Annotated in this window: 6 protein-coding genes, 1 tRNA gene, 2 rRNA genes and 1 pseudogene (1 of these 10 only partly in view); 6 read left to right on the plus strand and 4 right to left on the minus strand. The window is 59.9% G+C overall.

The window, feature by feature from the left end; all coding sequences use genetic code 11:
* From jaqu_RS14375 to jaqu_RS14390, 4 genes are all read left to right on the plus strand, one after another.
* Positions 1-1,175: ribosomal RNA gene (locus jaqu_RS14375) — 23S ribosomal RNA — on the plus strand; it begins 1,655 nt to the left of the window's first position.
* Positions 1,176-1,245: 70 nt separating this feature from the next.
* Positions 1,246-1,360: ribosomal RNA gene (gene rrf / locus jaqu_RS14380) — 5S ribosomal RNA — on the plus strand.
* Between the two features lie 121 nt (positions 1,361-1,481).
* On the plus strand, positions 1,482-2,288 hold the full coding sequence (locus tag jaqu_RS14385; protein ID WP_043919680.1) for a glycosyl transferase: 807 nt from the start codon (positions 1,482-1,484) through the stop codon (positions 2,286-2,288).
* A gap of 60 nt (positions 2,289-2,348) precedes the next feature.
* Positions 2,349-2,425: transfer RNA gene (locus jaqu_RS14390), tRNA-Met, on the plus strand.
* A 103-nt stretch (positions 2,426-2,528) separates the two neighbouring features.
* On the opposite strand, the gene jaqu_RS14395 is transcribed toward jaqu_RS14390, so the two are convergent.
* The 4 genes from jaqu_RS14395 to jaqu_RS14410 all read right to left on the minus strand — a co-directional run bounded on the left by jaqu_RS14395 (position 2,529) and on the right by jaqu_RS14410 (position 9,556).
* Positions 2,529-3,821, minus strand: coding sequence for an McrC family protein (locus jaqu_RS14395; protein ID WP_043919681.1), 1,293 nt, complete (start codon positions 3,819-3,821; stop codon positions 2,529-2,531).
* Positions 3,818-5,833: an McrB family protein gene (locus jaqu_RS14400; RefSeq protein ID WP_201774370.1), complete on the minus strand. Its 2,016-nt coding sequence runs from the start codon at positions 5,831-5,833 to the stop codon at positions 3,818-3,820. Before jaqu_RS14400 ends, jaqu_RS14395 begins: the two co-directional genes overlap by 4 nt.
* Before the next feature lie 281 nt (positions 5,834-6,114).
* Positions 6,115-7,455 carry a DNA-processing protein DprA gene (locus tag jaqu_RS14405; protein WP_043919683.1) on the minus strand — a complete coding sequence of 447 codons (1,341 nt, stop codon included), beginning with the start codon at positions 7,453-7,455 and terminating at the stop codon, positions 6,115-6,117.
* A 1-nt stretch (position 7,456) separates the two neighbouring features.
* A complete protein-coding gene (locus tag jaqu_RS14410; RefSeq protein ID WP_043919684.1) occupies positions 7,457-9,556 on the minus strand; it encodes a RecQ family ATP-dependent DNA helicase in 2,100 nt (699 codons plus the stop codon).
* A 143-nt stretch (positions 9,557-9,699) separates the two neighbouring features.
* On the opposite strand from jaqu_RS14410, the gene jaqu_RS14415 reads away from it, so the two are divergent.
* Together jaqu_RS14415 and jaqu_RS14420 are read left to right on the plus strand one after the other, a co-directional pair.
* Positions 9,700-10,026: a helix-turn-helix domain-containing protein gene (locus tag jaqu_RS14415; protein ID WP_043919685.1), complete on the plus strand. Its 327-nt coding sequence runs from the start codon at positions 9,700-9,702 to the stop codon at positions 10,024-10,026.
* Between the two features lie 10 nt (positions 10,027-10,036).
* Positions 10,037-10,524, plus strand: a pseudogene (locus jaqu_RS14420) (hypothetical protein); the annotation flags it as partial.

Below are 10,524 nucleotides of genomic sequence, written 5' to 3' on the forward strand. Positions count from 1 at the left end.
CGTAAGTTCGCGAGAAGGAGGCCCAGTTTCTAGGCAACTAGTGGCTGGGGGCACAAACCAGGGGGTGGCGACTGTTTACTAAAAACACAGGGCTCTGCGAAGTCGCAAGACGACGTATAGGGTCTGACGCCTGCCCGGTGCCTGAAGGTTAAAAGGAGGAGTGCAAGCTCCGAATTGAAGCCCAGGTAAACGGCGGCCGTAACTATAACGGTCCTAAGGTAGCGAAATTCCTTGTCGGGTAAGTTCCGACCTGCACGAATGGCGTAACGACTTCCCCGCTGTCTCCAACATCGACTCAGCGAAATTGAATTGCCTGTCAAGATGCAGGCTACCCGCGGTTAGACGGAAAGACCCCGTGCACCTTTACTACAGCTTCAGACTGGCATCAGGCCATGCATGTGCAGGATAGGTGGTAGGCTTCGAAGCAGGGACGCCAGTCTCTGTGGAGCCACCCTTGAGATACCACCCTTGCATCGCTTGGTGTCTAACCGCGGTCCGTTATCCGGATCCGGGACCCTCTGTGGCGGGTAGTTTGACTGGGGCGGTCGCCTCCTAAAGCGTAACGGAGGCGCGCGAAGGTTGGCTCAGAGCGGTCGGACATCGCTCGTTGAGTGCAATGGCATAAGCCAGCCTGACTGCGAGACTGACAAGTCGAGCAGAGTCGAAAGACGGCCATAGTGATCCGGTGGTCCCAAGTGGGAGGGCCATCGCTCAACGGATAAAAGGTACGCCGGGGATAACAGGCTGATACTGCCCAAGAGTCCATATCGACGGCAGTGTTTGGCACCTCGATGTCGGCTCATCTCATCCTGGGGCTGGAGCAGGTCCCAAGGGTACGGCTGTTCGCCGTTTAAAGAGGTACGTGAGCTGGGTTTAGAACGTCGTGAGACAGTTCGGTCCCTATCTGCCGTGGGTGTAGGATACTTGAGAGGAGTTGCCCCTAGTACGAGAGGACCGGGGTGAACGATCCACTGGTGGACCAGTTGTCATGCCAATGGCAGTGCTGGGTAGCTATGATCGGACAGGATAACCGCTGAAGGCATCTAAGCGGGAAGCCCCCCTCAAAACAAGGTATCCCTGAGGACCGTGGTAGACCACCACGTCGATAGGCCGGAGATGTAAGCGCGGTGACGCGTTCAGTTGACCGGTACTAATTGTCCGATAGGCTTGATTCGATCCAGAAGAAGCCAGGCTTCGTCTGGGAAGCATACTGCAGTGTCGACTTGGATCCGGACTTTTGTTCGGTTTGGTGATCATAGAGCGAGCAAAACACCCGATCCCATCCCGAACTCGGCCGTTAAGTGCCGTATCGCCAATGGTACTGCGTCTTAAGACGTGGGAGAGTAGGTCGTCGCCAAACCTAACAAGAGCCCGGGTCGTGTATCTCTCACGATCTGATATTTTCAAGCGCCCTTCGGGGCGCTTTTTTCGTTTTTGCGATCGAGATATTTCTGCACAGTCTGTTGGAGAGCAGAGGTAGGATGACCGACACCAAGCAAGTTATATGCATCCGGTGGGGCACGAAGTATGGACCCGACTACGTCAACCGCCTCTACGGGATGATCGAGCGGAATATCTCTCCGCCTTTCACGCTGACGTGTTTCACAGACTCGTTCGAAGGTATTCGATCTGAGGTGCAACTCAGGGAAATGCCGCCATTGCCATGCGAGATGCCGACCGGTGTCCGCGGGAAGTGGCCAAAATCCACGCTCTGGTCGAAGGAACTCGGCGGGCTCAGCGGCCCGGTCCTATTCGTCGACCTGGACGTCGTCATCACAGGGTCACTGGACGAGTTCTTCAGCTTCGGCGATCCGGATGACGTCATCTTGGCCAGAAACGCCGCCAAACCGTTTCAGCGGCGGGGCCAGACATCGATCTACCGGTTTCCTGTTGGAAAACTCTCCCGCCTTCAGGAGATATTCGCAGCCGATCCCCAGGGGGTGGGAGAGAAGTACCGATATGAGCAGTTCTTCGTGACTGATCAGGCGCCAGGCGGGGTCAAATTCTGGCCACGGGCTTGGGTAAAGCACTTCCGCATCGAATGCGTGCCGATCTTCCCCCTTAATTTCGTCCGGGAACCGAAGCGACCGAGGGGAGCAAAAGTCATCATCTTCGCAGGTGCGCTCAACCCGCATGACGCCGTGGCCGGTCGATGGTCGTCCAAACACCCAACCGCACCGTCCGTCACTCAGCATCTGGCATGGGCCTGGTCCGAAGCCAGAAGCTTCAAAGGTTTGCGCGGATATGTCCGGCCGACACGTTGGGTTGCCGAAGCGTGGCGGGAATGAAGAAAATGCACCTGCCGGCCTTGCGCTCACCGAACAACCTTTCTACCTACAGCGCATTGGCGCGGGGTGGAGCAGCCCGGTAGCTCGTCAGGCTCATAACCTGAAGGTCGTAGGTTCAAATCCTACCCCCGCAACCAAAATATCACGCGTTTCCAAACGCTTGAGCGCCGCCCTCCAGGGCGGCGTTTGCGTTTCCAGCGCCCATGGAAGCACTGTGGAAGCAAGAGGGGCCGAAGTCCTTCATACCGCTTCGTAAATCGGTGTCTGCGATGAACGTTGCTTCCAGTTCCGTTCGATAGGGATCATCGCATCGATTCCGGCCGGGATCCCGCTGCCAAAGGCGAGCTCTCGAACATCGACCGCGACGACATCCAGTACCGGCCGCTCTTCGGTCATGAACACGAACTCGGTGATCCTTCCTGGCGGGCAGTCCCTGGAGGCCGGGTAAACGAGCGCGAGTCGCTTGCAGCGGTAGCGACTGGCGTAGGCGTTCATCTGATACGCGTCGCCGCTCGAGACGCCGGAGTTCGCTTCGCCGAGATCGAGGCGTTTCCACTTTGCATCGAGGATGGCGACCGTCTCATCTCCGCTCTGAATGGCAATGTCGGGGCGCAGCTGGAAGCCCGCCGCCGCGAGGTTCTTCACAGGGCTCTGGAGCCCGACGGAAAGACGACCACCATGGTGCGCCTGACAGGCGTGCCGGATGCGCAGTCCGACTACCGTCTCGAAGAGCTTCTCCATGTTGAACAGCAGCGCTGAACCAGCTGCGTCGCCGATGCGAACATCCGGGTACAAGCCTGACAACAGCCAGTGGGCCCGCGCAAACACCGGCTCCCAGTTCCGGATGGTCCGATCAAACCGCAGTGCGCCGACGCCGCGAACCGTAATCCGACGATCGCTCACCTCGTCGAAGCGATGGAGAAACGCCGCGACCATCGCCCGGGTCCTCGGGCTCAGCGCGAACCCGTGGAGGATTCGCAGGACGCCATTCAGCAATTGATTGTATGGGTTGTCGATGCTGCGCTCGTCGAAGCGGCAGAGCAGATGAGAACGGTCGAAGGCGTTCGCGCGCAGATGCTCGGTGAGTTCGAGCCGCCCACGGATGGCATGGAGGTTTTCCGTTCTCTCGGAGTAGCGGGCGATGGCCCCGCCGCGGAGCGCGGACTTCACCTGGCCGCAGATATCCTCGATGAAGACGTCCAGGAGGTGGCTGTGCTGCTGCCCAAGGCCGGCATCGCCAAACCTCTTCGTCCCAAACTCCCCAGCGCGCGCAAGCATGGCCACCAGAAGGCCCCGCATGTCTTCGCTGCTATCGCTGCCGTAGTCGATCTTTGGCAGGATCTCGATTGCCAGCTGCTCGGTTTGCAGGACCCCACAGAACGGCCCGAACTTCAATGACCGATGGCCCCACGTGAGGACCCCCGGTGGCAGACGTCCGGCGAGTTTCGCGATCCCTTCTGCCTCGAGCTCGCTTATCTCGCCGGCCGGGCCGATGCTGACGCCCTCCCTCTTTCGGAAGGTCAGGCACCTCATTCCGGTGGCTCGTAGATCTTCCGGATTGCGTCCGGGGTGATGTCGTCTTCCCGAATGATCTCGAACGCCTCGCCGTCCCCGATTTCGGTCGGGTCCGCCTTCGGAAAGAGCACGGCAGCACTCTGCGCACGCGCCCGGACCAATTGCAGCTCCTCTTCCACGGCCTGGTCGGCGAGGACGTATCGGATTTGCCGCCAGTCGTCGTAGAACGCCTCTTGCAGGAACGGCAGTATCTCCCGCGCAAATACGCGGCGCAGCTCGCCGAAGGACTTCACGTGGTAGAAGTAGCTGTGGCCGAGGGTCTGGTCGCGATGCAGCAGGCGGGACAGGCGGGCATTTATGGCCTGCAGAAGCTGACGAAGGTCGATCGCGTTGCCCTCACCGTCATCGATCGATTCAAGCAGTTCCGGCTTCGGCGTGAGTTCCTCGAACCGGAACCGGCGCCGTAAGGCGCTGTCGAGCAGAGCGATCGAGCGGTCCGCGGTGTTCATGGTGCCGATCACGTCGACATTCGCGGGCACCCCAATACGCTCGCCGGAGTAGGGGAGCGTAACTTCCAAGCCCTTGCAGCTCGTCGCGCGGTTGCCCGACGCATCGATGCGGATCCGCTTGTCCACCTCGACAAGCGTGATGAGCTCGCCGAAGACCTTGGCGACGTTTCCGCGATTGATCTCGTCGATGAAGAGGGCGAAGCGCTTGTTTGGCGCGCGCCGGGCCCGATCGCAAAGCCGCTTCAACACTCCCGGCCGCACCTCATAGGTGACAGCGCCGTTCTCCGTGACAGGGCGAATGCCCTCGACGAAGTCCTCGTACGCGTAGCTCTGATGGAACGTCACGAACTCGAAGCGATCATCGGCCTCGTCGTGGTATCGCGGCAGGTAATCGTTCTTGAGGCGGTAGGTCTTCCCGGTCCCAGGCGGGCCGTAGAGAATGAGGTTCAGAGGAGGCGTGAGTTTCTTTGGAGACGCATCTTCGGTTCCGGCGTCATCCCCTGGCGTCGTGATGCCGGATTTGATCGGTGGCAGCGCTTTCCACAGCCGCTCCAGGCTCCGCGCCGCCTTTGCCTTGATCTCGATCCCGGAAGACTGCGGGTTCCATTCCTGGCCAGGTTCCAGGCTCCGCAGCTCTTCCAGAGGGACGATCTGGTCCGTTGCTGCATCGCGGACGGAATCGAATGCCACGTCAACGAACCGCGTCGTCTCGCCGGCGTCGGCGCGGGACTGCTCCCAGTGCTCCGCTTCGTAGGGCGCGCGCGTGATCTTTCCGACGGCCACGACGCCTTTCGGGGGATTGCCGGTGCGGATCAGAAAGACGCGGTCCCCCTCGCGCGGCTTGCTTGAGCTGCAGCGCCATCGGTTGTCGGCCTTCTCCCCACTGATCGTCGTGGCGCGGTCGGCCGCGAGTGTGTCCCAGGTCCATCTGGAGGGGTTCCAGCTGAGGAGCCAGTTCTTCGTCTGGTTCTTCCACTGGGACTCGAACTCTTCCTGGTAGAAATCGATGTCCGCGCCATGCTCTTCTTCAAGTCTGCGGCGCAACTCGAGCAGAGCGCGGTCGATCCCGACAGGGCTCCACTTCTTGATCTCCTTCTCCGTCGTGTCTCCGAAGCCGGCGAGGATCAGGCGCTTATCGCCCTCGGAACTGATCCTCTCGAAGGTATCAGGGAACAGCAGGTGTGGCAGGATGTGGATCAGCTGTCGGTGCCGCGCCTCTGGAAGGCTGCTCAACCAGCCAGAGAATGCCCATGGATCCGAAGCGATCTGCTCGCGCTCGGAGCCATCGCGAGCCTTGAAATCTTGCAGAGCACCGATGAGAAAAACGAGCTCGCGCCAGCGGTGCGTGTTGTAGGCAGTCCCGGCGGAGCCGATGCTTTCGAGAACAGCGTCTGCGAGGAGTGGGTGGGTCGCGCTCAGGTCCTCTCCTGACCAAGACCAGATCTCCTGCACGTTCTCGCGCTTCTTGGCTGCGCCGACGTTCGACGGGAAGAGCAGCGTAAGCCACAGGCTCTCCGCCATCAGCCTGCGGCAATCAGGGGAGCCCTCCGAAAGCTGCACCTTCAATTTCGAGAGAAAGTCACCTTCACCTGCGTCGAGATTCTTTACGAATCGCTGATCAAGCTCGCCGAGCAGATTGGTCGTCCATAGGTTTCCACCTTCCGACAATACCGACCCGTCTGCGAGAAAGCAGTTTTCTTTCCACGTTGCGGCAGCGTCGTATATCGGAGCGACGTGGTGATTTGGATTGAAGCGAGACAATTGCCCTCTTTCCTGATTTCTTCAATGTCGAGCTCGACGGTTCAGCTCTCATTCCCAAAGAAGGATGCTTGCCGGTGATCCGCGGATGTTGACTGATATCGAACAGGCTTGCTGAGCTTCTTGATCTGCCCATCTGTCGTGCCCCGTTTCAGCCAGGCGTTCACTTGCGCTTTCTCCAACTCTAGGCGCGCAGCGATATCCTCGACCTTCATAGGGGCGTCATCGGTTAGCCCCCGCAAGCACTGGAGAAACAGGCTGTAGAAGTCGCTCGCAGGTTTCGACGAGCTGTCCTTTGCGTCGACGGTAGCGATTGGATCGGTTGAGGGTGGCGCATCGGCAGTTCCGTCATCACTCCCTGCCGAAGCGGCCATCTTGTGTAGAGTGGCGGCTTCATAGGGAGCTTGCTCCTTCTCGGATTGCTGCAGCAGCGGGAGTGATGTCTCTTCGGGTGCCGTATCGCTGCCGTTGACCGTCTCCCATAGGCTTGAAAGGGCCGGCAAATCTCGAGGAAACCAGCGCGCTCCCTTTTGGACGAGCGCTGCGTTGCCGGACGCAGGATCGTCCTTATGCTGCACCCAGAGCGGCACCCATCCGCTTTTCAGGTCTTCTGTCGCACCGGTCCAGGTGCCTCCCTTGTCGGGCGTGCTGTTCACGACCACGGCAGCATCGGACAGACAGTAGATGTGCTTGTTCCTCGCCATGGCATTGCCGACGTTGAAGCCCGCCTCCGGATTGAACGGCGACACCAAGACCAAGTCGCCGGCGAGCAGATACTTGCGATATTTGGCAGATGTCGCTGCCCGGAGAACGCTGTCGGCCAGCACTCCGACAGATGTGCCCTCGTTCTCGAGGGCGCCGAGCATCGCGCTCTCGTCGACGCCGCGGGCACCGCCAGAAATTACCGAAAAGCCTTGGTTCGCTGCGGATCGGGCAAGGCGCGTTGAGAACTCGAGGTCGGCCTCGTCGGCATCACGAGATCCCACCACCGCGACGCCGCCTTTGTTGAGATGCGCTCTGTTGCCACAACCGAAGAGAACTGGAGGAGAGTCGAGGCGCAGCCTGCGCTTCAGCCTCTCCGGATAGTCGGGTTCGGATCGGGTCACGATCCAGAGCCCGGCCCGCTGCCATTTTTCCAAGGCAAGGCCTAGGGCCCCGCCACGATCCAGAAGGCCTTCGATCCTTTGCAGGGTGACGGTGCGGTCCATCCAGCCGGAAAGAAGAGATTGCGGGTCTCCCTTGAGGAGTCGCGATGGCTCCAGTTCATGGTCCTTCAGCCAGAGAGCAAAGCGTCCCCATTCCCTGACAGAAAGTGGCTTGGCGTCTGTCTTGCCAAAAGGGACAGTGAGGAGGATCACCGCTTGGGCTTGGGAGTTCACGTTCATTCTAGGCCCCAATGCTCGATGTTGTGAGAGCGCAAGGCCAAACCGCACCACTGCCGGCGTTTCGAAGAAGGGCAGCGGAAATCGTTAGCGTCCAGGCCGAGTCGACCACATCATCCACAAGCAGCACGGGGCCTGTTCGCACCGGTCCGTCGATCCCGAAGACGCCGTCTAAGTTCCTGCACTGATGAAATCTGTTCTGCTGCACTTTCTGTGGCTCGTTTTCCTTGACCTTCTTTACCACCGGTTTGAACGGCAGTCCCAGTGCGTCAGCAAGGCGGCGGGCGAAGTCAGGAACGAGAGTGGGATTATTCAGCGATGGCACGCAGGTCACCCAGGCCGGTCTTGGCGTGGGCTGCCAGCGCTCATTCAACATCTCGACGACTGCATAGACCAGCTCGTCTCGGAAGTGGCCGGTGTGCTTGTCGTCTGTCACCAACTGCCCCCAGCCGGCATCGCCCCATCTCGACAGGATCCGACCGGTTTCGGCGCGAAGATGCTCGGGTATGTTTCCAGTTAGGCCGTACTCCGGGAACGCGCCCCGCGCGACCTGTTTCTTGCACTGCAGCTCAAGCTCGGCCTGACGCAGATACCGCGTGGCGGCGATCGCTGTCACTCGGGTGAAATCCTGCGCCACGATGGGTCGGCCTAAGCATCCGGAGCATTTGCCACATGGTTTGGGATCTGCGTCGTCCAGCGCTTCTGCGAGGAACTCCATAAGACAGCCTTCATGGGCGACGTATCGACGTACTTCGTCCCATTCCTCTTCACGCTGGCCCGTCAGCCTCTCTAACTTCTCATGATCCATACGATAGGGAACCGGTGTCCGTTGCCATTGCGAGCCCGACTTCAATATCGGCGCTGGGTTTTCCACGGAAAGGAATTTCAGAACCTGCTCGATCTGTTTGCTTCTAAGGTTGACGGCCTCTTCGAGCTGGCGAGTAGTCAGTCCGTCACTTTCCTCAAGCTCACTTAGTATCGCGCGAACCCACGCTTCCTTGGGAAAGGCGCTTCTTCTGAAGAATTCATGGATTTTGGCATCTTCTTCCCCTGACATCAGAATGCCAACGGCATGGTCTATAGCGCGTCCCGCTCGACCGACCTGTTGATAGTAGGCGACGATGGATCCAGGCGCCTGGTAGTGTACGACGAAGCCTAGGTCCGGCTTGTCATAGCCCATACCGAGCGCCGTCGTCGCGACCAGTACCTTAATTTCATTTCTCAGAAGCTGCTGCTCGAGGTGCTGCCGGAACGCGTCGGAGTCTTCAAAGCCGTCGCCATCCACACCTCCGAAATATGCTCGAGATTCAATCCCATGAGACTGCAGCCAGTCGGCAACCTGTTTTGCATCTCGCTTCGTGAGCGCATAAACGATGCCGGTCCCGGGCAGTGCAGGTACGTGCTCTGCGAGCCAGGCCAATCGTTCAGCCTGAGTCGGTAGCTGTATGTTTTGCAGAGCGAGACTGCTCCTCATCAGGCTTCCGCGCTGAATGCCAATATCCCCGAGCTGGCTTTGAACATCTTCGACCACGCGATTGTTGGCGGTCGCAGTGGTGCCGAGGATCGGCACGTTGGACGGCATGCGCTGCAAGATGTTGACGAGGCGGCGATAGTCCGGGCGGAAATCGTGGCCCCAATCGGAAATGCAATGCGCCTCGTCCACCACGAGCAGACCAATCCGCTCTGCGATAGGCAGTAGAACGTTGCCTACAAACTCTTCGTTGGCGAGGCGCTCCGGTGACACGAGCAGTGCATCTACCTCGTTCCTGCGAACGGCGCGCTCGATTTCAGACCAAGCTTCTCGGTTAGTTGAGTTGACGGTGAACGCGCGGACCCCGAGTCGCTCTGCAGCTTCGATTTGGTTTCGCATCAAAGCGAGAAGTGGGGAAACGATCAGGGTCGGTCCGCGTCCCCGGTCGCGAAGGATGCGCGTCGAGATGAAGTAGACCGAGCTCTTACCCCACCCGGTCCGCTGAACCACGAGCAACCGTTCTCGCCGGTTCACCAGCGCATCGATGGCCTCCCACTGCCCGTCGCGGAATTCGGCGGTGGCATCGCCGAGGGCGAGCCTGAGAAGTTCGAGAGCAGCAGCCCGATCAGTCACGCGTTCATCCCGCCTTTACCACGTACAGCCGCTCCCCGGAGGGCATGTTCCGGTTAGCTGTTGATCCCCTTGGGGATAAGGCGTAACGGTTCGCATATCCGCGAACAAGCGGATTGACAGGGAGAAGAAGCGATGAACCGGCCATGTCCGCCGACGGTGTGACCTTCGGCCAGGCGATTTCGAAGGCCCGCAAGGGACTCGGTCTCAGCCAGAAGGAGATCGCAGCGCGCGTGATGAAGGAAGAGGGTGGCGGGTCGATATCCCCGCAGTACCTGAACGACATCGAGCACGACCGACGCAGCCCCAGTTCGGGGCACCTGATCCGCCAGTTCTCCGGCATCCTGAACATACCGGAGGACTACCTGTACGCCCTCGCAGGCCGGCTTCCGGATGATCTGCGACCGGATGCGTCCACCCCGGACAAGGTCGTCGAGGCCTTCGCCAATTTCAGGAAGACGTTGAAAGAGTAAGGAGGTTCGCATGGTGAAGATGATCCGTGACAACACGGGCCGCTTTGCCGAGCGACCCTTCTACCGCGAGCGGGATCTCGACGATGAATGCGAGCGGCTGATCCGTGAGCTTTTGGTGAAGCGCCACGGAAAGGTCGACTATCCCGTGGCGACCGATGACCTGACCGTGCTGATCGAGATGCACGATGCGAACCTCGACCCGTACGCCGACCTGTCCGCATACGGCGCAGATGTCGAAGGGGTGACCGAGTTCTTCCCCGACCGCGGGCCCAAGGTATCAATCTCCGAACGCATCGCGGCCGATGAACGGCGCGAGAATCGCTTCCGCACCACGCTCATCCATGAGTTCGGGCACGTGAAGTTCCACGGGCCTCTCTGGGCGCAGAAGTTCGCCAACGGCGACCTGCTCGAGCGCGGCGTGAACGCCAACAAGGTGAGATGCTCCCCGATCCTTGGACAGGATCTGGCGGGATTTAAGCTACTCTCCGGGTTTCCTGG

It is taken from the genome of Jannaschia aquimarina, assembly GCF_000877395.1.
In the GTDB taxonomy this organism is placed as follows: Bacteria; Pseudomonadota; Alphaproteobacteria; order Rhodobacterales; family Rhodobacteraceae; genus Jannaschia; species Jannaschia aquimarina.

What these genes read in the sequence shown, in the direction of transcription:
- jaqu_RS14400 (WP_201774370.1), bottom strand. Translation starts at nt 5,833, where the DNA reads ATGGCGGAGAGCCTGTGGCTTACGCTGCTCTTCCCGTCGAACGTCGGC.
- jaqu_RS14405 (WP_043919683.1), bottom strand. Translation starts at nt 7,455, where the DNA reads ATGAACGTGAACTCCCAAGCCCAAGCGGTGATCCTCCTCACTGTCCCT.
- jaqu_RS14395 (WP_043919681.1), bottom strand. Translation starts at nt 3,821, where the DNA reads ATGAGGTGCCTGACCTTCCGAAAGAGGGAGGGCGTCAGCATCGGCCCG.
- jaqu_RS14415 (WP_043919685.1), top strand. Translation starts at nt 9,700, where the DNA reads ATGTCCGCCGACGGTGTGACCTTCGGCCAGGCGATTTCGAAGGCCCGC.
- jaqu_RS14385 (WP_043919680.1), top strand. Translation starts at nt 1,482, where the DNA reads ATGACCGACACCAAGCAAGTTATATGCATCCGGTGGGGCACGAAGTAT.